The 26,394-nt window shown below is 68.3% G+C and carries 20 protein-coding genes; 6 read left to right on the top strand and 14 right to left on the bottom strand.

All coding sequences use genetic code 11. From position 1 onward, the window contains the following. Positions 1-89 precede the first annotated feature (89 nt). Positions 90-1,049, top strand: coding sequence for an alpha/beta hydrolase (locus KZX46_RS11570; protein ID WP_219776695.1), 960 nt, complete (start codon positions 90-92; stop codon positions 1,047-1,049). Positions 1,050-1,051: 2 nt separating this feature from the next. On the opposite strand, the gene KZX46_RS11575 is transcribed toward KZX46_RS11570, so the two are convergent. From KZX46_RS11575 to aroQ, 5 genes are read right to left on the bottom strand one after another with little or no spacing between them, the layout of a single operon-like run. Continuing rightward, positions 1,052-1,630 (bottom strand): peptidylprolyl isomerase, encoded by a 579-nt coding sequence (locus KZX46_RS11575; RefSeq protein ID WP_370647553.1) that lies wholly within the window; start codon positions 1,628-1,630, stop codon positions 1,052-1,054. Next, positions 1,630-2,475, bottom strand: coding sequence for an NAD(P)-dependent oxidoreductase (locus KZX46_RS11580; RefSeq protein ID WP_219776697.1), 846 nt, complete (start codon positions 2,473-2,475; stop codon positions 1,630-1,632). The genes KZX46_RS11575 and KZX46_RS11580 overlap by 1 nt, the downstream gene beginning before the upstream one ends. Before the next feature lie 58 nt (positions 2,476-2,533). Continuing rightward, a complete protein-coding gene (accC, locus tag KZX46_RS11585) occupies positions 2,534-3,883 on the bottom strand; it encodes an acetyl-CoA carboxylase biotin carboxylase subunit (protein ID WP_219776698.1) in 1,350 nt (449 codons plus the stop codon). A 5-nt stretch (positions 3,884-3,888) separates the two neighbouring features. Continuing rightward, complete coding sequence (gene accB / locus KZX46_RS11590; RefSeq protein WP_219776699.1) at positions 3,889-4,374, bottom strand: acetyl-CoA carboxylase biotin carboxyl carrier protein; 486 nt, start codon at positions 4,372-4,374, stop codon at positions 3,889-3,891. A gap of 33 nt (positions 4,375-4,407) precedes the next feature. Continuing rightward, complete coding sequence (aroQ, locus tag KZX46_RS11595; protein ID WP_219776700.1) at positions 4,408-4,851, bottom strand: type II 3-dehydroquinate dehydratase; 444 nt, start codon at positions 4,849-4,851, stop codon at positions 4,408-4,410. 119 nt (positions 4,852-4,970) lie between these two features. On the opposite strand from aroQ, the gene thiS reads away from it, so the two are divergent. The 3 genes from thiS to KZX46_RS11610 all read left to right on the top strand — a co-directional run bounded on the left by thiS (position 4,971) and on the right by KZX46_RS11610 (position 7,046). After that, the gene (gene thiS / locus KZX46_RS11600) at positions 4,971-5,957 is read left to right on the top strand and encodes a sulfur carrier protein ThiS (RefSeq protein ID WP_219776701.1); all 987 of its coding nucleotides are present in this window, start codon (positions 4,971-4,973) and stop codon (positions 5,955-5,957) included. A gap of 112 nt (positions 5,958-6,069) precedes the next feature. Beyond that, on the top strand, positions 6,070-6,660 hold the full coding sequence (locus KZX46_RS11605; protein ID WP_219776702.1) for an N-acetylmuramoyl-L-alanine amidase: 591 nt from the start codon (positions 6,070-6,072) through the stop codon (positions 6,658-6,660). Beyond that, positions 6,654-7,046: a hypothetical protein gene (locus tag KZX46_RS11610; protein ID WP_219776703.1), complete on the top strand. Its 393-nt coding sequence runs from the start codon at positions 6,654-6,656 to the stop codon at positions 7,044-7,046. Before KZX46_RS11605 ends, KZX46_RS11610 begins: the two co-directional genes overlap by 7 nt. Positions 7,047-7,201: 155 nt before the next feature. Here KZX46_RS11610 and glnA read toward each other — a convergent pair whose 3' ends face one another. The 9 genes from glnA to KZX46_RS11655 form a co-directional block, all read right to left on the bottom strand. Beyond that, complete coding sequence (glnA, locus tag KZX46_RS11615) at positions 7,202-8,614, bottom strand: type I glutamate--ammonia ligase (protein WP_219776704.1); 1,413 nt, start codon at positions 8,612-8,614, stop codon at positions 7,202-7,204. A gap of 41 nt (positions 8,615-8,655) precedes the next feature. Further along, positions 8,656-8,994, bottom strand: coding sequence for a P-II family nitrogen regulator (locus KZX46_RS11620; RefSeq protein ID WP_216709250.1), 339 nt, complete (start codon positions 8,992-8,994; stop codon positions 8,656-8,658). Between the two features lie 162 nt (positions 8,995-9,156). After that, positions 9,157-9,933 carry an SDR family oxidoreductase gene (locus tag KZX46_RS11625; protein ID WP_219776705.1) on the bottom strand — a complete coding sequence of 259 codons (777 nt, stop codon included), beginning with the start codon at positions 9,931-9,933 and terminating at the stop codon, positions 9,157-9,159. A gap of 13 nt (positions 9,934-9,946) precedes the next feature. Then, a complete protein-coding gene (locus KZX46_RS11630; protein ID WP_219776706.1) occupies positions 9,947-11,590 on the bottom strand; it encodes an MFS transporter in 1,644 nt (547 codons plus the stop codon). Positions 11,591-11,695: 105 nt separating this feature from the next. Next, positions 11,696-12,085, bottom strand: coding sequence for an FKBP-type peptidyl-prolyl cis-trans isomerase (locus tag KZX46_RS11635; RefSeq protein ID WP_226896236.1), 390 nt, complete (start codon positions 12,083-12,085; stop codon positions 11,696-11,698). Next, a complete protein-coding gene (locus tag KZX46_RS22875; protein ID WP_226896237.1) occupies positions 12,082-13,047 on the bottom strand; it encodes an SGNH/GDSL hydrolase family protein in 966 nt (321 codons plus the stop codon). The genes KZX46_RS11635 and KZX46_RS22875 overlap by 4 nt, the downstream gene beginning before the upstream one ends. Positions 13,048-13,118: 71 nt before the next feature. Then, a complete protein-coding gene (locus KZX46_RS11645; RefSeq protein ID WP_219776707.1) occupies positions 13,119-16,790 on the bottom strand; it encodes an SDR family NAD(P)-dependent oxidoreductase in 3,672 nt (1,223 codons plus the stop codon). A gap of 99 nt (positions 16,791-16,889) precedes the next feature. Next, positions 16,890-22,358: an AMP-binding protein gene (locus tag KZX46_RS11650; RefSeq protein ID WP_219776708.1), complete on the bottom strand. Its 5,469-nt coding sequence runs from the start codon at positions 22,356-22,358 to the stop codon at positions 16,890-16,892. A gap of 199 nt (positions 22,359-22,557) precedes the next feature. Further along, positions 22,558-23,223, bottom strand: coding sequence for an arylesterase (locus KZX46_RS11655; protein WP_370647542.1), 666 nt, complete (start codon positions 23,221-23,223; stop codon positions 22,558-22,560). A gap of 21 nt (positions 23,224-23,244) precedes the next feature. Here KZX46_RS11655 and KZX46_RS11660 point away from each other — a divergent pair, with 21 nt between their 5' ends. Further along, entirely contained in the window at positions 23,245-23,916 is a 672-nt protein-coding gene (locus KZX46_RS11660) for an ABC transporter ATP-binding protein (RefSeq protein WP_219776709.1), read from the top strand. Continuing rightward, complete coding sequence (locus KZX46_RS11665; RefSeq protein ID WP_219776710.1) at positions 23,913-26,393, top strand: ABC transporter permease; 2,481 nt, start codon at positions 23,913-23,915, stop codon at positions 26,391-26,393. Before KZX46_RS11660 ends, KZX46_RS11665 begins: the two co-directional genes overlap by 4 nt. Position 26,394 lies beyond the last annotated feature (1 nt).

Below are 26,394 nucleotides of genomic sequence, written 5' to 3' on the forward strand. Positions count from 1 at the left end.
AAGTTTGTCATGCTGCTGACCAGCCGCAGCGAAAAGTTTGCTGCCTCCCGGCGAGCTGCTAGAATCCCGCATCGAGACGGGGAGCGGGTATGCGCAGATTTGCCGGGGCGATCGTATTGGCTGCCCTGTTCGCCGCGTCGGCCAGCGCCGCAACGCCGCACGAGGTGACGATCGTCGACGGGGCGGTCACGCTCCATGGCACGATCCTGCTGCCCGACGGCGAGGCGAAGGTGCCCGGTGTCGTCCTCATCGCCGGGTCGGGGCCGACCGACCGCGACGGCAACAGCCATATCCGCGGCGAGACGCTCCACAACGACAGCCTCAAATTGCTCGCCGAGGGGCTCGCGACGCGCGGCATCGCCTCGCTGCGCTACGACAAGCGCGGGATTGCCGAGAGCAAGGTCGTCGGCCTCGACGAGTCGACGCTGCGTTTCGGGACCTTTGTCGCCGATGCCGCGAAGTGGACCGCGCTCCTCGCCGCCGATCAGCGCATCAGCCGCGTCGTCCTCATCGGGCATAGCGAAGGGGCGCTGGTCGCGACGATGGCAGCGGAAACGATGCGGGTCGCCGGGGTCGTGTCGGTCGCGGGCGCGGGCGAGCCCGCGGCGGCGGTGCTGCGCCGCCAGTTTCATTCGGGCGCGATGCCCCCGGCGTTGATTGCCCCCGCCGAAGCGACGCTCGACAGCCTCGCGGCGGGCAAGCTCGTCGCCGAGCCGCCGCCCGAACTGCTCGTCCTGTTCCGCCCGAGCGTCCAGCCGTACCTGATGTCGTGGCTCCCGCTCGATCCGGCGGCGGAACTGGCGAAATTGAAGATCCCGGTGCTGATCGTCCAGGGCGCGACCGACCTCCAGATCAGCAAACGCGATGCCGGTTTGCTCGCGGCGGCGAAACCCGATGCGAAGCTCGTGATCGTGCCGGGCATGAACCACGTCCTCAAGACCGCGCCGATCGACCGCGCCGCCAATGTCGCGACGTACAGCGACCCGTCGCTGCCGCTCGCGCCAGGGCTGCTCGACGCGGTCGCGGGGTTCGTCGAGGGGACGAGGTAGGCTTACTCGCGCCGGACGCTGACGATCTTGACCGGCTTGACCAGCATCTGGCCGCGCATCACCCCGGTGCCGGTATCGCCGACCGGGGCGTCGAGGATCTGGCGAACAACATCCATGCCTTCAGTGACGTGGCCGAACGCGGCGAAGCCGGCGTTGTCACCGGTATCCTGCGGGTGCGCATCGAGCGACGACAGTGGTCCGGTCGTGATGAAGAAGTCGCCGCGCGCCGACCCCGGCCTCGTCCGCGCCATCGATATTGTCCCCTCGCCGTGCGCGAGCCCGGTCGTCGACGTCGGCTCATGCGCGACCGGTGGCAGGACGCGCTTGGGGTCGCCGCGCACTCCGCCCTGGACGAGCCCGATGCCCGGGGCGACCTTGGTCGCGCGGTAGAAGGTCGTGCCGTCGAAGCGCTTCTGGTCGACGTAGCGGAGGAAGTTCGCCGTCGTCAGCGGTGCCGCCTTGCGGTCGAGCTCGACGACGATCGCGCCGTCGCTCGTCGTGATACGGACGGTTGTCGTATCGGGTGTGGTCGCGGCCAGGGCGGGAGTTGAGAGCAACGCCAACGCCAAAGCGAAACGCATCATGCCAGTGGTCCTCCGAGCGAAGCCCAGTCGAGATCCCCGCCGCCGTCGGCGATGATCGCGTCCATCCGCGCGAGCAACATCCGCGCGAGCGGCAGTTCGGCGTCGGGGGCGGCGGCAATCCCGAACGCGACGTCCTTGCGGCCGAGGCGCATCGCGAAGCCGACCGGCTCGAACTGCTGCGCGGCGATCATCGCACCGTAGGCCCCGATGATCCGGCTGCCGAAGTTGGTCTCGTTGAACAGTTCGAGCATCGCATCGCGCTTGACCCCGCGCGCGCCTGCGATCGCCATCGCCTCGGTGACCAGCTCGGTCAGCGCGGCAATGCCGAAGTTCGCCGCGAGCTTCGCCGCCGCCGCCATGCCGGGCTCGGCGCCCATGATCAGCAGCTTCGGCCCGAGCGCTTCGAACACCGGGCGTGCCGCGTCGATATCGGCGTCAGATCCTGCCGCGAAGACGACAAGCTTCCCCGCCGCCGCCGCGTCGGGTCGCCCGAGAACCTGCGCCGAGACGAAGCGCTGCCCCGCCTCGCGGTGCGCCGCGTCGAGCCGGTCGGTCAGCGCGACGCTGACGGTGCTGCACGAGATGTGAAAGACGTCGGCTCCCGCGCTGAGGATGCCGTCCGCGCCGAAGGTGACCGCCTCGACCGCCGCGTCGTCGGCGAGCATCGACACGACGATCCCGGGCTTCGCCGCTTCGGCAGGAGTCGCGGCGACGGTCGCGCCCGCGATCGCCTCGGCCTTAGCGGAGTCGCGGTTCCACACCGTCACCGCATGCCCCGCCGCGATTAGCGACCGCGCCATGCCCGAGCCCATTTGCCCGAGGCCGATAAACCCGACGTCCATGTGCCGTATCCTGCGGTGAGATGCCGAGCGGTAACCGACAGCCGGGCGCGGGCGTTCCCTACCCCTCGGCGCGCTTCGCCAGCCAGCGTTCGAGCCACTTGATCGAATAATCCCCGGCGATGAAGTCGGGGTCGTCGAGCAATGCCTGGTGGAGCGGGATCGTCGTCTTGACCCCGGTGATGACATACTCCTCGAGCGCGCGCTTGAGCCGCATCCGGCACTGCTCGCGGTCGTCGCCGAAGACGATCAGCTTGGCGATCAAACTGTCGTAGTGCGGCGGGATGCGGTAGCCGGCGTAAAGCGCGCTATCGACCCGGACGCCCGGGCCGCCGGGGGCGTGATAGTCGATCACCCGGCCCGGCGACGGCGCGAAGGTCGCGGGGTCCTCGGCGTTGATCCGGCATTCGATCGCATGCCCGGCAAAGCGGATCTGGTCCTGCGTCACCGAGAGCGGCATGCCCGCCGCGACGCGGATCTGCTCGCGAACGAGGTCGATGCCCGTGATCGCCTCGGTCACCGGATGCTCGACCTGCAGGCGGGTATTCATCTCGATGAAGTAGAATTTCCCATCCTCGTACAGGAACTCCATCGTCCCCGCGCCGCGGTACTTAAGCTTGGCAACGGCGGCGCGGACGACCTCGCCCATCTCGGCGCGCTGCGTCGGGGTGAGTGCGGGGGAGGGGGCCTCCTCGAGCATCTTCTGGTGGCGGCGCTGGAGCGAGCAGTCGCGCTCGCCGAGGTGGATCGCGCCGCCCAGCTCATCGCCGAACACCTGGAATTCGATGTGGCGCGGCTCGCTGAGGTATTTCTCGATGTAGACGGTGTCGTCGCCGAACGCGGCCTTCGCTTCGGCCTTGGCCTGCGCCATCAAGCTGCCGAGCGAGGCGGCATCGGGGACGACCTTCATGCCGCGTCCGCCGCCGCCGCTCGCCGCCTTGACCAGCACCGGGTAGCCGATCTTGTTCGCCACCGCGATGCCCTCGGCGGCGTCGGCGACCGCGCCGTCGGAGCCGGGAACCAGCGGCAGGCCGATCGCGGCGGCGGTGCGCTTCGCCTCGACCTTGTCGCCCATCTGGCGGATATGGTCGGGCGACGGCCCGATCCAGACGATGTTGTGCTCCTCGACGATCCCGGCAAAGCGCGCGTTCTCGCTGAGGAAACCGTAGCCGGGGTGGATCGCGTCGGCCTGCGCGACTTCGGCGGCCGAGATGATGTTGGGGATGTTGAGGTAGCTGTCGGTCGCCGATGGCGGTCCGATGCAGATCGCCTCGTCGGCGAGGCGGACGTGCATCGCGTCGGCGTCGGCGGTCGAATGGACCGCGACGGTCTTGATGCCCATGTCGTGCGCCGCGCGGTGGACGCGGAGTGCGATTTCGCCGCGGTTGGCGATCAGGATCTTCTTGAACACCGCGGTTACTCGATCACGATCAGCGGTTCGTCGTATTCGACCGGCTGTTCGTTGGTGATGAGGATGCGCGCGACGGTCCCGGCCTTGGGCGCGGTGATCGGGTTCATCACCTTCATCGCCTCGATGATCAGGAGCGTCTGGCCCGCCTTCACGGTCGCGCCGACGGTGACGTACGGCGGGCTGGCGGGGTCGGGGGTGAGGTAAGCGGTGCCGACGATCGGCGAGCGGACGAGGCCGGGATGCTTGCGGACATCATCGACCGCAGGGGCTTCGGGTGCGGCGGACACGGCTGCGGCAGGAGCGGCGGCGGTTGCTGCCGGAGCCTGGGCATACATCGGCGCGGCCGCGACCGGCGCGGGGGTGCGGGCGACGCGAATCTTGCGTTCGCCGTCCTGGACCTCGATCTCGGTGAGCCGCGTCGAGTCGAGTAATTCGGCGAGCTCGCGAACCAGCTTGGTGTCGACCTGCATCGGTCCGGTGGAATCGGTCATGGTTACCCTCGGTCTACCCCGAAGGCTTAAGTGTCAGAACGTCGCCGCCGCGTCCAGCGCAAGCACATAACCGAGCGGCCCAAGCCCGGCGATCGTCGCGCGCGCAACCGGGGCGATCCAGCTTTTGTGCCGGAATTCCTCGCGCGCGTGCGGGTTCGACAGATGGACCTCGATCACCGGTACCGGCACACCCTTTATCGCATCGTGGAGCGCGATCGAGGTGTGCGTCAGCGCGCCCGCGTTAAGGATCACCGCACGAATTTCGCGGCTCCCTGCCTCGTGGAGCCAGTCGATCAGATGCCCCTCGTGGTTCGACTGGCGCAGGTCGATGGTGAGACCAAGCGTCGCTGCACGGTCCTCGAGCATCATCGCGATGTCGTCGAGCGTGTCGTGGCCGTATACCTCGGGCTCGCGGGTGCCGAGCAGGTTGAGGTTCGGGCCGTTGAGAACGTAGACGAGGGTGCTGGCATCGGTCATGCCCGGGACTATATGACCTCCCATTCAACCCGTCATCCCCGCGACGGCGGGGACCCATCACCCCGGCTATGTGGGTGGGTCACCGCCGTCGCGGGGATGACGATCAGCGAGTGACACCGATGATCGACATCACCCTCAACGGCGACCCCCGCCACGTCGCCCCCGGCACGACAATCGCGGGGCTGCTCGCCGACCTATCGCTCGACGCTGCCAAGGTCGCAGTCGAGCGCAACCTCGTCATCGTCCCGCGCTCGACGTTCACGAGCCAAGCGCTCGGGGCCGGGGACAAGCTCGAAGTCGTCCACTTTGTCGGCGGCGGCTCGGATGGCGGCGAACCCGACGATGGCTGGACGGTCGCGGGCCGCCGCTTCACCTCGCGGCTGATCGTCGGCACCGGCAAGTACAAGGACTATGCCCAGAACGCCGCCGCCGTCGCCGCGTCGGGGGCGGAGATCGTCACCGTCGCGGTCCGCCGGGTCAACGTCACCGACCGCGGCAAGCCGATGCTGACCGACTTCATCGACCCGAAGAAGGTGACGTATCTGCCCAACACCGCAGGCTGCTTCACCGGCGACGAGGCGGTGCGGACGCTGCGGCTGGCGCGCGAGGCGGGCGGCTGGAACCTCGTCAAGCTCGAGGTGCTGGGGGAGGCGCGGACGCTCTATCCCGACATGGCCGAGACGCTCATCGCGACCGCGACCTTGGTCAAGGAGGGCTTCGACGTCATGGTCTACTGCGCCGACGACCCGATCGCGGCGAAGAAGCTCGAGGACCTCGGCGCGTGCGCGATCATGCCGCTGGGCGCGCCGATCGGCTCGGGGCTAGGCTTGCAGAACCCGGTGATGATCCGGTTGATCGTCGAGGGCGCGAAGGTCCCGGTCCTCGTCGACGCCGGGGTTGGCACCGCGTCCGACGCCGCGATCGCGATGGAGCTCGGCTGTGACGGCGTCCTGATGAACACCGCGATCGCCGAGGCGAAGGACCCGGTCGCGATGGCGCGCGCGATGAAGCTCGCGGTCGAGGCGGGGCGGCTGGCGTATGGCGCAGGGCGGATGGGGCGGCGGCGGTATGCGGATCCGAGTTCGCCGCTGGCGGGGCTGATCTGAGGGGGTGGGGGCTGCTGAGCCCGATCCGGTGCGAAGGTCAAGACAGTCACGGGTCGATCCACTGCTCCGTGCGTTGGCGTACAGGAGCAATGACGGGCGGAGGACGCGGATCATGCTACTGATCGACAAGGACGGGTGGGTCGTCGACAAGAAGGTGGAGATCATGCGGCGTCCCCTGCTGCAGCACGGTGCGATGAAGACGGTTCATGGCATCATTGTTCACCAGACCGGGGCGGGCACGGCGAGTTCGACGCTCAACAGCTACCTCGCCACGGGGGCCAACGGCGCACATTTTCTGATCGACAAGGACGGCACGATCTACCAGACCGGGTCGATCTTCTGGCGGCAGTATCACGTCGGCAAGATCAAGGCGCGGTGCCTGCTCGAAAAGACGTGCACGCCGGTCGAGGCGAAGGCGCTGGCGAAGATGGGGCCGACGGCGATGAACACCCACGAATCCACGAAGTCGGTGCCCGATCGCTTCCCCGATAATAGCGATTCGATCGGCATCGAACTCGTCGGTGCCGCGCTCGGCTTGACCGGGGCGGCGCCGTACGAAGCGGTGTCGGCGGCGCAGAACGTCTCGCTTCATTGGCTCGTCGGGCAGCTCGAGGAGAACCTCCACGTGCCGACGACCGAGGTGTTTCGCCACCCCGTCGTCTCGCGCAAGGACAACCATGAGGCGGAGACGGCAGTATGGTAGTCCGGATCGCGCTCGCCGCCGTCGCGCTCACCGTCGCCGCTGGGGCGGTGGCGATGCCGGTATCGTTCCGCGTCGTCTCGGCCCACGTCGTCCACACCGGCGTCTTCAGCGCCGAGCCCGCGAACGGGCAGACACCGGCGCAATGCGCGCGGTTTCACCTGTCCGACCGTGCGGCGTTGCGTTATTTCGTGAAGGCGCGCGAGGTCGATGAGCACCGTTGGCGCGAGGCGCTCGACTGGACCCAGTGTTCGGCGGCGGGCACGCTTCGAACCGGGGACGGGAAAAGCTATGGCTGGACGATCGACCAGAGCGGGCGCGGGTTGATTACCGTGACGGCGAACGTGTCGGTTTATCTCGATGGGCCAGAGTTTTCCGGGGCGAGGTAGGTGCACAAGGCGGCGGCAGGAAGGCGGTCGGCAAAGCCGCCGCTGTCGTCGGACGGGTTCAGCGGCCTATGCCGCCACCCCGCCGGCCTGGCTCGACGCGAGTCCGCGCCCAACCGGCGATTGCGAAGGGCAATCACCGGTTGGGCGCAGGCCGCTTACGAGCTGTAATACATATCGAACTCGACCGCGCTCGGGGTCATCTCCCAGCGCATCACGTCGTGCATTTTCAGCTCGATATACGAATCGATCTGGTCGTCGGTGAATACCCCGCCCTTGGTGAAAATCGCGCGTGAACGGTCCAAGGCACCCAAAGCTTCACGCAGCGACGCGCAGACTGTAGGGACCTTCTTCAGTTCGCGCGGGGGCAGGTCGTACAGGTTTTTGTCCATCGGCTGGCCGGGGTGAATCTTGTTCTCGATCCCGTCGAGGCCCGCCATCAGCAGCGCGGTGTAGCAGAGGTACGGGTTCGCCATTGCGTCGGGGAAGCGGACTTCGACGCGCTTCGACTTGCCGCCGGTGCCGTACGGGATGCGGCACGACGCCGAGCGGTTGCGGCTCGAGTAAGCGAGCAGAACCGGCGCTTCGAAGCCCGGGACCAGCCGCTTGTAGCTGTTGGTCGACGGGTTGGTGAAGGCATTGCACGCCTTGGCGTGCTTGATGATGCCGCCGATGAAGTACAGCGCCATCTCCGACAGGCCGGCATAGCCGTCGCCAGCGAACAATGGGGTCTTGCCGTTCCAGATCGACAGATGGGTGTGCATGCCGCTGCCGTTGTCGTCCTTGATCGGCTTGGGCATGAATGTCGCGGTCTTGCCATAGGCGTGCGCGACCTGGTGGACGACGTACTTGTAAACCTGCATGCGGTCGGCGGTCGTCGTCAGCGTGCCGAAGGTCAGGCCGAGTTCGTGCTGCGCGGCGGCGACCTCGTGGTGGTGCTTGTCGCACGGCAGGCCCATTTCGAGCATCGTCGAGACCATCTCGGCGCGAAGGTCTACCGCGCTGTCGACCGGCGCGACGGGGAAATAGCCGCCCTTGACGCGCGGGCGGTGGCCCATGTTGCCTTCGTCATACTTGGTGCCGGTGTTGGTCGGCAGTTCGATGTCGTCGAGCTCGTAGCTGCCGACGTTGTAGCCGAGCTTCCAGCGGACATCGTCGAAGACGAAGAATTCGGCTTCGGGCCCGATATAGATCGTGTCGCCGATGCCGGTCGACTTGAGATACGCCTCGCCGCGCTTGGCGGTCGAGCGCGGGTCGCGGCCGTACAGCTGGCCGGTCGACGGCTCGACGATGTCACAGATCAGGATGAGCATCGGGGTGGCGGAGAACGGGTCGATGTACGTCGCGTCGAGGTCGGGCATGAGGATCATGTCCGACTCGTTGATGGCCTTCCAGCCGTCGATCGACGAGCCGTCGAACATGAAGCCGTCCGACAGCATGTCCTCGTCGACGACGCCCGCGACCATCGTCAGGTGCTGCCACTTGCCCTTGGGGTCAGTGAAGCGAAGATCGACCCACTCGATCTCCTTTTCCTTGATCATGTCGAGGACTGATGCTGCGGTTTCGGCCATGGTGTTCCCTCGCTCAGGTGTGGTGTTTGACGGATGAAAGATTAGATCGCGTCGGAGTCGCGCTCTCCGGTGCGGATGCGAACGGCGGCGTCGATTGTCGAGACGAAGATCTTGCCGTCGCCGATGCGCCCGGTGCGCGCGGCGTTGGCGATCGCTTCGACGACGCGGTCGGCCTGGTCGTCGTCGACGACGACTTCGAGGCGGACCTTCGGCAGGAAGTCGACGACATATTCGGCACCGCGATAGAGCTCGGTATGGCCCTTCTGGCGGCCGAAACCCTTGGCTTCGGTGACGGTAATGCCGCTGACGCCGACCTCGTGGAGCGCCTCCTTAACCTCGTCGAGCTTGAATGGCTTGATGACGGCTTCGATTTTTTTCACGCGTGCGGGTCCACCCTTTACCATAGCCTAGCACAGGCCGTGCCAGCCGGTGAACGGGGGATTTCGCGGGTGCAGCACGATTTTTCAGCGCGATATCATGCCTAACGCGGCGGCATGTGCCTGATTTTCGGGCTTATGATCGCCGAAGCCGGGGACGATCGATCAGACCGTCGTCGCGTACCCACCGTCGACCGCAATAACGCTGCCGCAGACGAAGCCACTCGCCTTCGAGCCGAGGTAGAGCGCAACGCCGGCCATGTCGGCGGGATTGCCGATCCGCTTCATCGGGGTCGCGGCGACCGAGGCGGCGGCCCACTCCTCGGGGATCGCGGCGGTCATCTTCGACGGGAAATAGCCCGGGGCGATCGCATTCACGGCGATGTGGCGGCTCGCGAGATTCTTCGCCATCATCTTGGTCAGATGGAGGACGGCGGCCTTCGACGCGGCATAGCTGTACGTCTCGATATTGCTGACGTGCATCCCGTCGATCGAGCCGATGTTGATGACGCGGGCGAAGTCGTCGACGCTCCCGGCGGCTTCAAGCAGTTTGACGAGGCGCTGGGTGAAGAAGAACAGCGACTTGACGTTCAGGTCGACGATCTTGTCCCAGCCGCTTTCGGGAAACGAATCGAACGGCGCGCCCCAGCTCGCCCCGGCATTGTTGAACAGCACGTCGATCTTGCTTTCGCGGGCTTCGAGCGCGGTGGCGAAGCGCTCGATCTCGTCCATCTTCGATAGGTCGGCGGGGATCGAGATGCACTCGCCCGACTTCGACAGCTCGGCGGCGAGCCCGTCGCACACCGCCGCGTTGCGCGCGGTGATGTAGACCTTGGCACCGTTCTCGACATAGGCGCGGGCGATCATCTCGCCGATGCCACGGCTGCCGCCGGTGATGACGACGACCTTGCCGGCGACGGAGAACAGGTCTGCGATCTTCATGGTCTTGGGTCCTTTAAATCTTTTCGCCAGCGGCGCGCGCGCGTTCGACGCGGCTTGCCTCGGCAGCAGGAAGCCAGCGGATCGCGAGTACGATGCACAGCCAGACGATCGGCGCGCCGCCAAGCGAACATAAGATGGCGAAGCGCAGGTCGCCGGTCGCGTCGCTGATCAGGCCGACCATGTACGGGCCGTTGCCGAGCCCGAGCAGCGTCGTGCCCATGAAGAACATCGCTCCCGCCGTCCCGCGCATCCGCGGCAGGACGAGGTCCTGCATCGTCGTCGTGATTCCACCGAGCCAGAAGGTCCCGATCAGCCCGTAGAGCGCGTAGCAGACGTAGAACACCGGCAGCGACGTCGTGAAAAAGGCGTAGGCGACGATCGGCAGCGGCACGATCGAGGCGAGCAGCGACACCTTGAGCCGGCCTGCGGGATCGCGCTTGCGCCACGCGTCGCCAACGATCCCGCCCATCGACGTCCCGATCAGCCCGCCGAGCGCCCCGCCGAGGCCGAGCGCGATGCCTGCCGCCGCCGGGGTCGCGTGGAGCATGCGGAAGGCGTAGATGTAGACCCATGCCCCGATCGCATAGCTGCCGAACGAGATCAGCGTCCCCGCGAGCGCGGCCAGCAGTAAGGTCGGCGTCTTCCAGACGAGCGTGTAGAGCGGCTTGTCGCGCACGCTGAGCGACTGCGACCAAGCGAAGACGCCGTAGACGCCGAGCGCCATCGCCGCCCACTGGACCGCGTTCGAGGTGATCGCGGTCCTGCCGACGCTGAACAAGATCTTGAGCTTGGCGGCGGGAACGAGGCTGTCGGTCCAGCGCGTCAGGATGATCGCCGCCGCGATGGCGAAGACGATGGCGAGGAAGTTGGCACCGACGACGCGGCCCGTCGCCCCGTCGCGGCGGAGCGTGAACAGCGTGAACGGCGGCAGGATCGTGCCGAGTTCGGCGAACATCTTGAGGAACGGGTGCGGCTCGCGCGGGCCCTTGGTCAGGATGCCGTCGGCAAGCCCGCGCGGCGGCTCTCGCAGCGTCATCACCAGCGCGGCGAGGAGCAGCCCGGGGATCCCTATGATGAGGAACGCCGCCTGCCACCCCGACAGGCCGAGCGGGGCGGCCCCACCGGCATACGCCTTGTTCCATCCGGCGACGACGACGCCGCTGATCGCGAAGCTCAAGCCGGCGCCGATGAAGATGCCGCTCGAATAGATCGACAGCGCGGTGGCGCGTTTCTCCCGCGGAAACCAGTCGCCAATCAGTGAGTAGGCTGCGGGCGATGCGCTCGCCTCGCCGACCCCGACCCCGACGCGGGCGGCCGCGAGCGCGCCGAAGCTCGTCGCGAAGCCCGACAACGCGGTCATCCCCGACCAGATCGAAAGGCCGAGCGCAATCGTCCACGTTCGCACCCACGTATCCGCCAGCCGCCCGAGCGCGAGGCCGAATAGCCCATAGAACAGCGCGAACACCGTCCCCGACAACAGCCCGATCTGGCCATCGCTGAGCCCGAGGTCCTTCTGGATGTACGGCCCGAGGATCGTCAGAATCGAGCGGTCGATGAAGTTGAAGACGTAGACGACCATCAAAACGATGAGGACGTACCAAGCATAGGGTCCGCCGACGCGCTCGGTGCGATCGGCGATCCGTGCGGATTCCGGCATTCGTCTCTCCCCGAGGACCGCCGTCGTCGCGGCGTTGCCCTTGGCTAGCAGGGGTGGGGCCAGACGGGAAGGGTTGATCCTCCCCCGAGCCGGGGAGGATCTAGGCTACTCGACCCCGAGCAGCTCGACGTCGAAGATCAGGGTCGCGCCCGGCGGGATGTCGTCGCCCGCGCCGCGCTCGCCGTAGCCCTGGGCTGCCGGGATGACGAGAACGCGCTTGCCGCCGACCTTCATCCCCGCGACGCCTGCGTCCCAGCCGGGAATGACCTGCCCGCCACCCAGGGGAAAACTGAACGGCTGGCCGTGGTCGCGCGACGAATCGAACTTCTTGCCGCGCTTGCCGGCGACGTCGAGCCAGCCGGTGTAATGGACGGTGACGGTCTTGCCCGGCACCGCGAGCGCGCCGGTCCCGACCTTGACGTCGGTCGCGACGGTGCCGCCGGGAAGGGTGACTGCGGCGCTCGCAGCGGCGACGAGAACGACGGCGGCGATCACGCTGCGGCCATCGTCGAAGTTGCCGGACGGCGGCGGAGCGCGGTGCCGACCAGCCCAAAGCCGACGATCATCAGCGCCCAGCTCGCGGGCTCGGGGACAGTGCCGATGCCGGTGATGTGCGCGACCTCGCGGAAGATCGCCGCCTGGATCGGCGCAATCGGATGGATGCCGTCGACCGAGAAATACCCGCTGCAGTCCTGGGTTGCGGGCGGCGACAGGTGGTTGAAGCAGCCATCGGTCGGGAGGTGCGTGAACGGCGCGACACCGAACTTCTGCGGATCGGCCTGAAGCTGCGTGAAGAAGCTATTGTAGCTGAAGCGTTCGAGCGTCGTGCCGGTCAGGCTCGGCTCGATCGCGTCGAGACGCGCCTGGACGAGGGCGTCGAGGGCGAAGGCGGTCGCGTCGTCGTTCGGGATCCCGGTGACGAGGATGTGCGTCGCGCCCGTCGCGCTGAGCGTCGCGATGCTCCCCGCGAGCGTATCGAGCAGCGCATTGGTGTAGTCGGTGACGTTGGCATAGCCGCCGATGTTGCCCGCCTCGATGCCATAGACGTCGTTGCCGCCATCGTTGATGATGTAGAGCGCATTCGGATCGGCAACATGCCCAGCGGCCGCGAGATAGCCGCCGACCTGCAAGGCCAGGTCGGGAATCGCGTCGCCGTCGTTGACGATGCGCGCGCCGCCGAACGCATAATTGGTGCCACCGCGCAGCGACGGCTTCGACAGGCTGCCGTAAAGCCGCTGGCTCAGCAGGTCGGTGTAGTCGGGGCCGTTGGTGAAGCGACCCGGGAAGTAACCCTTCGACGGCGGATCATACGCCCCGTTGGTCAGGAATGAGATGTTGCCGGCATCGACAAGGCTGTCGCCGAAGACAAATATCTTGTCGGGCTGCTGCGTGGCGATCGCCGGCCCGGCGGCTCCGGCAAGCATGGCGGCAGCAAGCAAAGCATGGCGTAGCGACATCAGGCGACTCCCCAAGATTATGATTGTCTTGGTTAATGCCGGAGCTACTGCCGTTTGGCCACTGCCAAATGTCACACGGTAATCGAGGTCCCGCGGTAAATTCGCGCACGGTAGCGGCTGTCCTCGGCGTCGGGCAGAGGAGCCCCAGCGAGCAGCACCGCGCGGGCGAAGCGCCGGACCTCCTCGAGATGCTCCTCAAGGTTGCGCGGCTCCTCCGACCGCACGCGGCGGGTGAGGTTGATCTGGTTGACCGGCACGTCGTGGACCAGCCGCTCGTTCTCCACGGCCAAGGTGGCCGTGAACGCGTGGAGCGTCGTCTTGAAGAAATTGGCGAGCGCGAACGCCGGCCCCTTCTGCTCCATCGGCACGTCGGGAGAGACGAGGACGAGCTGGGCGTGGTCGATCAGCGACGCCTTGCGCGCGACGCGGAAGTGATGGGTCAGATTGCCCTCAACCAGTTCGGAAAAGGCTTCGGGAGGCAATGAATTGCCGAGCTCGAAAAGATAGTCGGGCAGCCCGGCAAACGGGGTCGAGACGATCGTCGTCGGCGCGCCCCACACCGTCCGCGCGTCGTCGAGGCACACCTCGATCTCGCCGTCGCAGATTTGGCTGACGATCGACCCCTGCGGCAGGTCGGCGAGGTGTGCCGTGATCGCCGCCGCGCCCCCCGCCGTCCGCGTCACGAGCACGACCTTGGCGACGCCGCATTGCTCGACGAAGGCGCGCGCGGTCTCGGCGAGATAGTCGACGAGATGCTCGCCGATCAGCCACACCGTCCGCCCGCGCATCTGGTCGAGGCGTTCCTGCTTCGGCGAGCCGAACAATTCGCGCTCGGTGTTCGAGCGTTCGACGTTGAGTCCCCCCGACGGCATGAAGGTCTCGCCGCTGACCGCGCGGTCGGCGAGGAAGAACACCGTCGCCTGCGCGACTTCTGACTCGGTCGGCATCTTGCCGAGGTGGAGGAGCGACAGCACGCCGTTGCCGACCTTCGCCGCCTCGACCGCGATCTGCTTGGGCGGCAGGAAGGCAATATCGTCGGGGGGTACGCGGAGCAGCCAGCCGTCGTCGGGCTTGCCCGCGAGCAACGGCGAGTCGAGGAAATGCCCGCCGAGTCGGAGCCGCGCGACGAGGCGCTTCGCCATGCTCTCGGTCATCAGGAAGCGGCCCCACGTGCAGTCGTCGGTCCCGGCGCGGGCGCAGTCGAGCGCGAGATCACGGAGTTCGCGCGGGTTGTTCGTGTCGTGCGCCATCTGCGCGATGTCGTTGCGCGCGAGGCGCGACAGCACCGCCTCGACCCGGACGCCGCGGCGGATCGCCTTGACGGTGGCGGCGTGGACCGAATTCAGGCGCTTGTTCTCGAGGATCAATTTGCCGCGCCGGTCGAACAGGCCCGGGCGTCCGCCGACCCCGGCGAGGCGGTCGCCGTCGACCGGCCCGGGAGCGATCGCGTTGATCTGGACCTCGGGGCCGAGGAAGCGCCCCATCGTCTCGGCCATCGCGCGCTGCCCCGACTTCGACACGGCGTAGTCTGCGCGGTTGGGATAGGCGACCGCGAGGTACTTCTCGCCGCCGAAGTAGCTCGAGACGTTGAGGATATAGCCGTTGCCCTGCGCCTTCATGCCGGGCACGACCATGTGCATCAGCGCATAGTTCGAGATGAGGTTGGCGTTCAATGTGTAGCGCCACGCATCGACGCTCATGTCGACGACCATCTCCTCGGCCCCCGACACCCCGGCGTTGTTGATGAGGTAGTCGATCCGCCCGAACGCCTTAATCGTCTCGTCGACCGCGCGCTGCAGCGTCTTGAGATCGCCGACATCGATCCCGCTGAGCGTCCGCACCCGGCGTTCGACGCCCGAGAAACCGACGTCCTCGAGCTCGCCGACTATGCGCGCACGGGTGGTTGCGAGCTCGCTCTCGCGCCGCGCGACGATCATCACCTTCGCTCCCGCCAGCGCGAGGAGCCGCGCGACCTGCCCGCCGATGCCGGCCGACCCGCCGGTGATCAGCGCGACCTTGCCGAGGTGCAAGCCCGTGATGTTCTCGCTGAACCCGACCATCGCCTTGCGCGCGCCGGTCGCGTCGCCGATCGACGGCGGCAGGTACAGGTTGACCGAATGGATCTTGCGCTCCTTGAGCAGGGTCCGCGCCGCCTGGCCTGCCGCGAACGGCAGGTTCTCGGGTTCGGTGTTGCCGAAGCGGACGATCTGGTTGCCCCATTCGAGCTGGCGGCGGCGCCCGTGGCTGACGTCGACCTCGCTCTCGTCGCGCCAGACGCGGACCAGCTGCTCGATCATCGCGCGGTGGAAATTGGTCCAGATGTCGCCCGCGCCGTCGCTGCCGTTGCCCATGAAAATGAAGCGCGGATCGTGGACGAGGCTGTCGTGGCGCTTCCAGTACCGGCTCAGCGTCCGCGCCACCGCGATCGACCCGACCAGTTCGTCATCGACGAACGCGTCGACCGCCGCGTCGCTGGCGTCGGCGAGGGTGCCGGTGAAGTGATCGGCTCCGTACGCCGGGAGAACGATCGCCCCGGTGATCGCGCAGCAACGGTCGGTGAAGGCGTCGAGTTCACGGTCCATCATGTCGTGGTCGGCGCGGTCAAACTGGACGACGGTGATCTTCGCCGCATCGCCGAGCATCCGCCGCGCCTCGATCGCCTCGACTTCGCGGATGAAGCCGAGCAGGACGTCGGCGCCGCAATCGGCGTGGACGCGCGCGACCGCGACCGCCTCGGCGACCTGCGTTCCGGCCGTGACGACGACGCCCAAGCCGCCGCCGTCGATGGAGCGCATCGTCGGGCGTGACAGGTACGTCGAGCGCGATTCCTTGCGGACGGTCATCCCGTGGGTGACCTCGAAGTCATGGCCGTTGAACGCCGCGCTCTCGTCGGAGCCGAGGAAGACGCACGTCATCGCGATGTCGCGCGGGGTCGGGAAGGTCTTGGCGCGCGGGGCCCCCTCGACACTGCGCTCGAAGCTCATCAGGTCGAAGAACTGGCTCGCGGTGGTGCCGGCATCGTCGCCGCGCATCGTGTCCATCGCGGCGAAGACGGTGCGGATGCGTTCGCTCGCGATCGGCCCGGGGAAGACCAGGTTGACGCGAATACCGCGCGGCCCGAGTTCGAGGCTGAGCTCGCGCGATAGCGCGTTGAGCGCCGCCTTGGGCACGGTGTACGCGGTGCGTCCGTAATAATGCGTCCGGCTGAAGATCGTCGAGACGTTGATGATCGACCCGCCCTCGGCCATCGCCCCGGCGGCGGCGCGGACCATGTTCCACGCGACGCCGAGGATGTTGCGCGCGGCGTCGCCGACGGTCTCGGTGTCGGTCGAGCCCTCGGCCTGGAGCGCTTCGAGGTCGGCACGGCTCAGCGGCAGGCGTTCGAGCGGCTGCTTCGGCCCGGCCGACCCGGCGTTGTTGACGAGGATGTCGATCCGGCCGTGGCGCTCGAGGATTTTGGCGATGCCGGCGCGGCACGACGCAGCGTCGGCGCCGTCCATGACGATCGTCGAGGTCGCGGTCTCGTCGGCCCCGGTGTCGGCACGCGCGGCGGCGGCGGCGGCGTCGATCCGCACCTGCGTCCGCCCGGTGAAGACCACCGTCGCGCCCTCGTTGAGGTAATGCCGCGCGATCTCCCCGCCGAGATTACCCGCGGCACCGGTAACGAGCGCGACCTTGCCCGCAAGGCGGCCGACGCGGAGCGGGGCGGTGTCGGCAGGAGCGGTCTTGATCGTAGTCGCCATCGAGAATCCTCCAAACTTCGTTCGTCATCCCCGCGAAGGCGGGGACCCATCACCCCAACCATTCGTGGTGACGGGTTCCCGCCTTCGCGGGGATGACGGCTAGTGCGGGTCGGCAGCCATCCGCGCCGCCCACGCCTCGAGCAGCGCATCCTTCCCGCGCAGCCCCGCCTCGGGCAGTGCGTGGTTGACGACGTAGGTCGCGCCGCTGTGCTTATTGTCCCACATCGCCTGGTGCGCGGCGGGCAGCCCCTCCCACGGCACCATCGTCGGCTCGGTGACGTCGAGCAGCCCGGCGGCAATCATGTCGTTCATCCGGGTCACTTCATAGGCGTTGCACAAATGCGTGCCGCGGATCTCGGCGCTCGGCATGACGATTCGCCGCTGCCGCGTCCACACCTGCGGCGCGTAGAAGGTGTAGCGTCGGTGCGCCATGTCCTCGGCATAGACGATGCGCCCGGTGAACGGCTTGACCAGCGCGGTCGTCACCCCGAGCGTATCCTGACCGCTGCGCTCCATGACGAGGTCGGGGGCACCGCGCGGATTGTCGGGCGAGCGCAACAGCTTGCCGACCGCCGAGCCAAAGGGCTTGAGAGTCTTGTCCTGATAATCGCGGACGGCCGAGCGGAACGCCTCGATGTCGTCACGCGCCTGCGGCAGGCGCGGCATCGCCTCGGGCCACGCGAAATTGCCGCCCTCGCGCCGCTTGATGTCTTCGAGGCTGACGACTCCGGCGAGTGCATCCTCGAAGCCCAACGACTGGATGAATTCGCGCTGGCCGTCGGTGGTGGTGACGACGACGGTGCGCGCCTGCACCGTCCGAGCCGCCTCGATCATCTCGAGCCCGACCTCGTCGAGCAAGGCGGTCGAGCGCGGGCCGTAGAACAGCAGCACCGCCTCGCCCGCGCGGATCTTCGCGCGGTGCAACGCCGCCTCAGGAGCGATGCTGCCCGACTTGCCGACGAAGCTGAAATGGTAGCCCGACGACGCGCCGTAGAATGCGAGTACGCCGCCCTCGGCGAGGAGCTGGAACGAGCGCGGGAAGGCGGTTTCGCCGGCGTGGCTGACGACGTAATCGGCGAGCTTGCCGTCGTTCTGCGCGCGATACTCGTCGACCAGCGGCTGGCCGGCGGCCTCCCACGCGACGGGGTCGTCCTCCGGCACCATCGTGTAAAGCGCGGCGAAGCGCGGGTCGGTGCGGTTAAGCGCGGCGGTCGCGCCCGCGCTGCGGACGTAATCAGCGCGGGCCTCGGACGAGACGAGGCCGGTCACCGCCAGCCCCGACTTGACTGCGGTCTTCATCGCGTCGTGCCCGGTCCCGGTCGCCGCGCCCTCGACGAACAAGGTCTTGCCCGGCGCGATATCGAGCGTCGTGAACAGCGCGCGATACACCGTGCCGAGGTTGAGGATGTACGACCCCGCCTGTTCGAGCGTCAGGTCGCCGGGGACGGAGTGGAGCTGCGGTGCCTGCACCGTGAGGAACTGCGCATGGCTCCCGGTCGGCGTCTCGTACCCTTGGATCGCGAAGTCGGCGAACATCGGATCGCGCCCGACCTGGGGGCTGAGCAGGTCGTTGGTCCCCGAATAGACCGCGACGAGGTCGCCAACCTTCAACCGCCCCTCGGCGCGCGCCTCGGAGCCGAGCGCCGCGACGAGCCCGACGCCGCCCGATCCGGTGGTCTGGTAGTCGTTCTCATGCCCCTCGAACGGCGACACCGGAATGCCGGTCAACGCCCAGATATCGTTGAAATTGACCTCCGAGCTCAGCATGTAGACGAGCGCGTCGTTGGGGGCGGGGCGGTCGACCGGGACGATGAGTTCGCGCTCATGGCTCGCGGGGTGGCCGAAGCGCGGTGCGCCGGTGTCGGCGTCGCGGGCGATGCCGAAGGCGTATTGGTGGCTCGGGATTGCCTGCACCCCGGGGAAGAACGCCGCGCCGACGGGGAGCAACTGGTTCATCGCCTCGAGCGCGCTGCCACGGCCCATATGCTCGCCGTCGACGAAGACGCCGTCGCGGCGGATCGGGAGGGGCGGCGATTTCTTCTCGAGGAATTCGCGGATTCCGGTCTTGCCGCCGTCCGGGTCGACGACCGCGGTGGCGAAAGCGTCGCGCTCGGCGGCGAGCCCGGCGGCGATGCCGTGCGTCAGCCCGGTGCGGATCGCGTGGATCGCTGCGTCACGCGCCGCGCCGCGCCCGGCCCAGTCGAGTTGGCGAGCGATGCGCTCGACGAAGGGGTCGGCGAGGGCGGTGTCGAGGTCGAGGTCCGACGGCTTGGCCCAAGCAGCGCGGGCCTCGATCCGCGTGGCGTGAGCCTCCGCGACCGCGCCGCCGCTACCCTGCACGAACTCCCGCACCAGCGCGTGCGCCCGGCTGAGCGCGCTATCGCTGCCGTCGGTAACCTCGTCGATCGCCCCGATCGCCAGTGCCGCCTCGGCATCGACACTCCGCCCGCCGAGGATCAGGTCGAGCGCGTCGCGCAGCCCCTCGGTCCCGCGCTTGTCGCCGAGCAACCGCGGCAGCCGCTGTGTCCCGCCGTACCCCGGGATCAGCCGCAGGCGTATCTCCGGCTGCCCGAACCGCGCGGTCGGCTCGGCGATGCGGTAATGGCAAGCGAGCGCGAACTCCATGCCGCCGCCCAATGCGACACCCTGGATCGCGGCGATGCACGGCTTGGTCATCGCCTCGATCTTGTTGAACGCGAGCTGGGCGTTGTTCGGCAGGACGCGCGCTTCCTCGACGGTGTGGATCTCGTCGAGGAACTGGCGGATGTCGGCCCCGGCGACGAAGCTCGCGGTGCCGTCGCCGGTGAAGACGACCGCGACGACATCGTCGCGCCGAGATAGATGTTCGACGACGATGTTCAGCTCGTCGATCGCGCGTTCGTTGAGCGCGTTGACCGGGGGGTTGGCGACGAACACCGTCGCCACCTTCTTGCCGGGCGCCACCGCATTGTACTGGATGCGGAAGTAGCGGTAGCGCTCGAACAGCTGCTGGTCCTCGGACAGCTTCTGCTTGCGTTGCCACGCGTCGATCGTCGCCTTCAGCGCGATCAGGCTGTCGGGGTTCTTGAGCGTCGAGGTGTCGCCGACGTCGGTCCCTTCGACGAGCGCGCGGACCATCCGGCGGACGTATTTGCCCGAGCGCGTCTCGGGGAATTCGGCGACCTCGAGGAAATCCTGCGGCACCGCGACCGCGCCCTTCTCGGTGCGGACGAGGTCGGTCAGGCGGCGGCGGTCGTCCTGCGTGATCTTGCGCCCCGGCGACGGCACGACGAAGGCGATCGGGGTCAGCCCCTTCTCGCGGTGCGGCGCGCCGACGACGAGGACGTTGCCGACGGGCGAGTCGGGGTCGAGCGCCTTATCGCGGAGGATCGCACCCTCGATCTCCTCGGTCCCCATGCGGTGGCCGCTGACGTTGATGACGTCGTCCGACCGCCCGTGGAGCGAGAACGACCCGTCGGCGTGGCGCATCGCGAAGTCGCCCTGGGTGTACGCCCACGCCCCCGCCCAGCGGGTCCAGTAGCCGTTCTCCCAGCGGTCGGCATCGCCGCGCCAGTTGGGGGCGACCTGGTTGTCGGCTACGTCGAAGCCGTCCGAACTCCAGACGGTGCGCGCGAGATATGGGTAGGGGGCGGCGATGACGACCTCGCCCTTTTCGCCGAATTCAGCGGAGCGGTGCGCCGCGCCACCGGGGGTCGAGCGCGGGAACGGGACAGCAGAGTTGGACTCACCCTCGACCCAGACGTCGCCGACAATCCACGGCAGGGGGTAAGTGTGCGCGTCGGGGCGGAGCGGGAAGTCGGGGTTGCCGTAGAAATGCGTCCACGCGATCCCGCCGTGCTCGGTCGTCCAATAGGAATTGATATACTGCGGCGTGACATTCGCCATGCCGAACGCCTGGACCGCAGGGCTGGTCGGCTCGGCGCAGAAGGTCGCGACCCGGAGTGAGCCCATATCGTAGGCAAGGATGTCGTTCAGATTCTGCGCGTCGGACATGACGAACTTGAGGAAGGTGACCCCCGCCTTGAAGATCGTCACCTTGTGGCGCTCGATCGATGCGGCGAAGCGCCCGGCGTGCGGGAAGACCGGCGCACCCTCGCAGATCACCGTCGTCACCCGCATCGTCAGCGCCGCCGAGATCAGATAGCTTTGCCCGGTGATCCAGCCGGGGTCGGCGACGACGTAGATGACGTCGCCGGGGCGTGCGTCGAACGCGACCGGCATCGTCGCGGCGATCCCGGCGGTATAGCCGCCGTGGACGTGGACGACGCCCTTCGGCTTGCCGGTCGAACCGCTGGTATAGATGAAGAACATCGGGAATTCGGCGTCGAGCGGCGTGACCGGCGCGAGGCTCCAGATCGCGGCGACAAAGTCCTGTGCCGGAAGCGCGAGCATTTCGGCCTCGGTCGCGACGCCTGCCGCGGCGAACAGCTTCGCCGCCGCCGGGTCGGTCAATGCATGGCTCCAGACGTCGCGTTCCGCGCGCCAGACGAGGTCGGGTTGCGCACTGTGGCGGACGACGACGACGCGGTCGACGCGCGGCGGGGTGGCGACGAGCGCCTCGGCGACGGCGATGCGGACCCGGGCGGCGGCGGCGGCGTCGAGCTTCCCCGCCTTGCCCAAGTCGGCGAGCGCGCGCCCGACGCCGCGCATGACGTCGCTGCGCTCGACGGTGACCTCGCCCTTGAGCGTGTCGGCGACGGCCGCGTCGATCGTCGCGGTGTCATCGGCGTCGAGGTCGAGCGAAGCGAGGCGTTCGGACACGATTGTCTTCGCCGCCGCGACCGGCGTGTAATTGTCGAGTGCGGGGTCGGTATAGGCCGTCTTGAACGGGATGACCTGCGCGTTGCGGTAGCCGCCGTCGGCGGTAATGACGACGCGCGCACCGGCGTCATGGATGCGGTCGCTCAGCGTCTTGTCGCTGAACCCGCCGAACACCGGCGTGTAGAGGATGCCGAGGCGCTTGGCAGCTTCGGTCCAATAGATCTGCGCCGGGATCGACGGCATGTTGAGTGCGATGCGATCGCCGGGCTTGAGCCCGAGTTCCTGCAGCGCGAGCGCGCACTTCGCGGTTTCGAGCAGCAGTTTTTTCCGCGACACGGAATAGCAGTCGACCGGCGCGCCGCGGCCATTGTCCGCCGCCATATCCCAGCGGTCTCCCTCGAAGATCAGCGCCGCCTCGTCGCCATGGCCGGCCAGCACGTGGCGGTCGACCTCGGCGAAGCAGGCGTTCGTCAGCCCTCCCGAAAACCATTTGAAGAACGGCGCGTCGCTCGCGTCGAACGCGGTCGTCCACGGCGCGAAGTCGGCGGGCAGGTCGACGGTGACGGGGGCGGCGGTGACCGCGTCCCAGCCGCTCCATACGCCGTCGGCGTAGTTGAGCCATGCGTTGACGGAGGGGACGAACCAGTGGAGCGTCTCGCGCGCCATGTCGCCGTGGAACTTGCCCGGGTCGGCGAGTACCGCGGCGCGCATCGCCTCCCAGTCGGCGCGGGTGCGGACCGGATTGCTGACCGGGCGCTGCGCGACGATAGTCGCGGGCGAGGCTACGGGGTCGGCAAGCTCGATCATCACGCCTCGCTAGAATTGTACGGTATGGTTCGTTTATGAGGGACTATGGTAATTTAGTTCTCTTATCGAGCATTTTGAACATATATTATTACGCCGTGCAAGCGCTGCGGGCCGAAATTCCGTTGTGGTAGCGCAACCAAACAGGGTATTTATTAACCCGACGCTCTGCCGATTGCGACAAACCGTCCCATGTCAGAGGTCAGCGGGTGGCGGTTAGCGCAGTCACCACAATCGGAGAGATACCCCGGACGATCACCGCGACCCCGCCCGGAGTCGGATGCAGTCCGTCGCCGAGCTGCATCCCGCGCACCCCGGCGACCCCGTCCATGAAGAACGGATACAGGGGAACCCGATGCGCCGTCGCGAGCGCCGGGTACATCGCATCGAACGCGCGGACATAATCGCGCCCAAGATTCGGCGACGCGCGCATTCCGGCGAGGACGACCGGGATGCCGCGGCGCGCGAACTCGGTAAGCATCGCATCGAGATTGGCCTTCGCCGTCGCCACCGGCTCCCCGCGCAGCATGTCGTTCGCGCCGAGCTCGAGGACGACGAGGTCGGGTTTTGCCTTGAGCCCCGTCAGAACCCAGTTGAGCCGTGCGCGTCCCTGCGTTGTCGTATCGCCCGACACCCCGGCATTATGGACGCGGACGTCGTGCCCCTTCGCGCGCAACGCCGCCTCGAGCTGCGGCGCGAAACCTTCGCCGGGCTTGAGCTGGTAGCCCGCAGTCAGCGAATCGCCGAACGCGAGGATCAACTTGGCCGGGGCCGCGCTCGCCGCCGCGCCGGTCATCGCCAGCATAGCGGCGACGCACAGGTAGCAAAACGCGCGCCACGCGCCATATCGTGTCGTGCCAGTCCGCATCTATCGTTTCCCGGGAATTGCATGACCGACCATATCGTCATCGCCGCGCGCGATGTCACCCTGCGGCTCGGGAGCGGCGGTGCCGCGGTCGAGGTGCTGCGCGGGATCGACCTCGAAGTTGTGCAGGGTGACCGGCTGGCGATCCTCGGCGCGTCGGGATCGGGCAAGTCGTCGCTGATGGCGGTGCTGAGCGGGCTCGAACGCGCGACCTCGGGGTCTGTCCGAGTCGCCGGAGCTGATTTCTCCGCGCTCGACGAGGACGGGCTGGCCCGGGCGCGGCGCGGGCGCATCGGCATCGTCCTGCAGGCGTTCCATCTGATCCCAACAATGACCGCGCTCGAGAATGTCGCGGTGCCGCTCGAACTCGCGGGCATCGCCGACCCGTTCGGGCGCGCGCGGGCCGAGCTGACCGGCGTCGGCCTCGGCCACCGTCTGTCGCATTACCCTACGCAGCTTTCGGGTGGCGAGCAGCAGCGCGTCGGCATCGCGCGCGCCACCGCATGCCGCCCGGTCCTGCTGTTCGCCGACGAGCCGACCGGCAACCTCGACGCGACGACAGGTGCGGCGATCGTCGACCTGTTGTTCGCTCAAGCCGCGGAAACCGGGGCGACGCTGGTTCTCATCACCCACGATGTGTCGCTCGCGGCGCGGTGCAGCCGGGTGATCGAGATGAAGGATGGGCGGATCGTATGATCGCCCTCCGCCTCGCCTTGCGTGAACTTCGCGGCGGCCTCGCCGGGCTGCGGCTGCTTGGCGTCTGCCTCGTCCTCGGCGTCGCCGCACTCGCCGGTGTCGGCAGCCTGAGCCGCGCGATCACCACCGGGCTGAGCGATCGCGGCCAGTCGATCCTCGGCGGCGACATCGCGGCGCAACTGACCCAGCGCCGCGCGACCGACGCCGAGCGCGCGGCGCTGGCGAAGCTCGGACCTGTTTCGGAGGTGGTCAAGCTGCGCGCGATGACCGGGCGGGCGGGGTCGGACGACCGCACGCTTGCCGAGGTCAAGGCGGTCGACGCGGCGTATCCGCTCTATGGCGCGCTGCGCCTAGCGAACGGCATGGCGCTGGTCCCCGGCAGCGTAGCGGTCGCCCCTGTGCTCGCCGACCGCTATGCCCTCCACGCCGGCGACCGGATCGCGATCGGGTCCGCAACCTTCAGCGTCGCCGGGGTCGTCGCCGACGAGCCCGACGCGACCGGCGACGGCTTCGCCTTCGGCCCGCGCGTGCTGATGCAGACGGACGATCTCGCCGCGACCGCGCTGCTCGAGCCGGGCAGCCTGTTCCGCGCCAGCTACCGGGTTCGCCTGCCCGCCAGCGTCGCCCCGAAGTCCGCCGCCGCGAGCCTCAAGGCAGCGCTCCCCGACACCGGCTGGACGCTGACCGACCGGTCGAACGGCGCGGCGGGCACCAGCCAGTTCGTCGAGCGGCTTGGCCAGTTCCTCACCCTCGTCGGGCTGACCGCGCTCGTCGTCGCCGGCGTCGGCGTCGGCAACGGCGTCACCGCGTACCTCGCGGGCAAGAGCACGACGATCGCAGCGTTGAAGGCGATGGGCGCGGGGTCGCGGCTGATCTTCCAGAGCTACCTATTCCAGATCGGCTTCGTCGCGCTCGTCGCCGTCGTCGTCGGCGCGGGCATCGGCGCAGCGGTGCCGTGGGTGATCGTGCAGGCTGCAGGCGACGCGCTACCGGTGCCGCCCGCGCTCGGCATCTACGCCGGGCCGCTGCTCACCGCCGCCGCCTACGGCCTGCTGATCGCCGCCGCCTTTGCCGTCGCCCCGCTCGCCCGCGCGCGCGACCTGCCTGCGGCACGCCTGCTGCGCGATACCGGCGAGGCGGCGCGCTGGCCGGGCTGGGGTCCAGCGGTGCTGATCGCGCTGGCGGGAGCGGGGATCGCCGGGCTCGCGGTCGGCCAGTCCGACAACCCCGAATTCGCCGCGATCTTCGTCGCCGCCGCGCTCGGCCTGCTCGCGCTGCTGACCGCGCTCGCGGCGCTGATCCGCTGGCTCGCCGCCCGCGCGTCGCGACCACGCGGCGTCCTCGCCCGCCTCGCGCTCGCCAATCTCCACCGTCCGGGGGCGCTGACCCGCCAGCTTGTCGTCGCGCTCGGCCTCGGCCTGACGCTGTTCGCCACGCTCAGCGTGATCGAGACCAACCTTGCCGGACAGCTCGACAAGTCGATCCCGACGCGCGCGCCGAGTTTCTTCGCGATCGACATTCCGACCGACGGCATCGACACCTTCCGCGCCCTTGTCGCGCGCACCGCCCCCGGCGCCACGCTGCGGACGGTGCCGTCGCTGCGCGGCCCGGTGACCGCGGTCAACGGCGTCCCTGTAGCGAAGTTCAAAGTGCCCGAGGATGCATGGATCCTGCGCGGCGACCGCGGCCTGAGCTACGCCGCCGCCTTCCCCGAACATAATGTCCTGACCGCGGGCAAGTGGTGGCCCGCCGATTACGCCGGGCCGCCGCTCGTCTCGATCGACCAGGACGCCGCGACCGCGCTCGGGCTCAAGATCGGCGACACGCTGACGATCGCGGTGCTCGGCGTCGACGTCACCGCGCGGATTGCCAGCTTCCGCAAGATCGACTGGCGCTCGTTCGGCTTCAACTTCGCGATCCTGTTTGCGCCGGGAACGCTTGAGGGCGCGCCGCACAGCTGGATGGCGACCGTCGCGATGCCGCCGGCCGACGAGAAAGCCTTCGCCGCCGCCGTCACCCACGACTTGCCGACGACGTCGCTGGTGCGGGTCAAGGACATCATCGGGCAGGTCGCGAGCGTCTTCGGGCAGTTGTCGGCGGCGGTTCGCGCGGCGGCGTCGGTGACCGTCGCCGCCGGCATCGCGGTCCTGATCGGCGCGCTCGCCGCGAGCCGACAGGCGCGGATCTATGACGCGGTGCTGCTCAAGGTCCTCGGCGCGACCCGCGGCCAGATCGTTGTTGCGACGCTGCTCGAGTACACCTTGCTCGCTGCCGTCGTCGCGGGCCTCGCGCTGCTGCTCGGGGCGGGGGCGGGGTGGTACGTCGTCACGCGGACGCTGCAGCTGGAATGGGCCCCGGCGTGGGGGCCAGTCGTCGCGACGGTGGGCGTCGGCGCGGTGGTCACTGTCCTGCTTGGGCTGGCGGGGTCGTGGGCGGCGCTGTCGGCGCGGCCGAACACGGTGTTGCGGACGCTTTAGC

Origin of the sequence: Polymorphobacter sp. PAMC 29334 (assembly GCF_019431245.1) — a bacterium.
Taxonomy (GTDB): domain Bacteria; phylum Pseudomonadota; class Alphaproteobacteria; order Sphingomonadales; family Sphingomonadaceae; genus Polymorphobacter_B; species Polymorphobacter_B megasporae.

What these genes read in the sequence shown, in the direction of transcription:
- thiS (WP_219776701.1), top strand. Translation starts at nt 4,971, where the DNA reads ATGATCGACATCACCCTCAACGGCGACCCCCGCCACGTCGCCCCCGGC.
- glnA (WP_219776704.1), bottom strand. Translation starts at nt 8,614, where the DNA reads ATGGCCGAAACCGCAGCATCAGTCCTCGACATGATCAAGGAAAAGGAG.
- KZX46_RS11610 (WP_219776703.1), top strand. Translation starts at nt 6,654, where the DNA reads ATGGTAGTCCGGATCGCGCTCGCCGCCGTCGCGCTCACCGTCGCCGCT.
- KZX46_RS11650 (WP_219776708.1), bottom strand. Translation starts at nt 22,358, where the DNA reads ATGATCGAGCTTGCCGACCCCGTAGCCTCGCCCGCGACTATCGTCGCG.
- KZX46_RS11625 (WP_219776705.1), bottom strand. Translation starts at nt 9,933, where the DNA reads ATGAAGATCGCAGACCTGTTCTCCGTCGCCGGCAAGGTCGTCGTCATC.
- KZX46_RS11580 (WP_219776697.1), bottom strand. Translation starts at nt 2,475, where the DNA reads ATGGACGTCGGGTTTATCGGCCTCGGGCAAATGGGCTCGGGCATGGCG.
- accB (WP_219776699.1), bottom strand. Translation starts at nt 4,374, where the DNA reads ATGACCGATTCCACCGGACCGATGCAGGTCGACACCAAGCTGGTTCGC.
- KZX46_RS22875 (WP_226896237.1), bottom strand. Translation starts at nt 13,047, where the DNA reads ATGTCGCTACGCCATGCTTTGCTTGCTGCCGCCATGCTTGCCGGAGCC.
- KZX46_RS11655 (WP_370647542.1), bottom strand. Translation starts at nt 23,223, where the DNA reads ATGCGGACTGGCACGACACGATATGGCGCGTGGCGCGCGTTTTGCTAC.
- KZX46_RS11645 (WP_219776707.1), bottom strand. Translation starts at nt 16,790, where the DNA reads ATGGCGACTACGATCAAGACCGCTCCTGCCGACACCGCCCCGCTCCGC.
- aroQ (WP_219776700.1), bottom strand. Translation starts at nt 4,851, where the DNA reads ATGACCGATGCCAGCACCCTCGTCTACGTTCTCAACGGCCCGAACCTC.
- KZX46_RS11570 (WP_219776695.1), top strand. Translation starts at nt 90, where the DNA reads ATGCGCAGATTTGCCGGGGCGATCGTATTGGCTGCCCTGTTCGCCGCG.
- KZX46_RS11665 (WP_219776710.1), top strand. Translation starts at nt 23,913, where the DNA reads ATGATCGCCCTCCGCCTCGCCTTGCGTGAACTTCGCGGCGGCCTCGCC.
- KZX46_RS11605 (WP_219776702.1), top strand. Translation starts at nt 6,070, where the DNA reads ATGCTACTGATCGACAAGGACGGGTGGGTCGTCGACAAGAAGGTGGAG.
- KZX46_RS11660 (WP_219776709.1), top strand. Translation starts at nt 23,245, where the DNA reads ATGACCGACCATATCGTCATCGCCGCGCGCGATGTCACCCTGCGGCTC.
- KZX46_RS11630 (WP_219776706.1), bottom strand. Translation starts at nt 11,590, where the DNA reads ATGCCGGAATCCGCACGGATCGCCGATCGCACCGAGCGCGTCGGCGGA.
- KZX46_RS11575 (WP_370647553.1), bottom strand. Translation starts at nt 1,630, where the DNA reads ATGCGTTTCGCTTTGGCGTTGGCGTTGCTCTCAACTCCCGCCCTGGCC.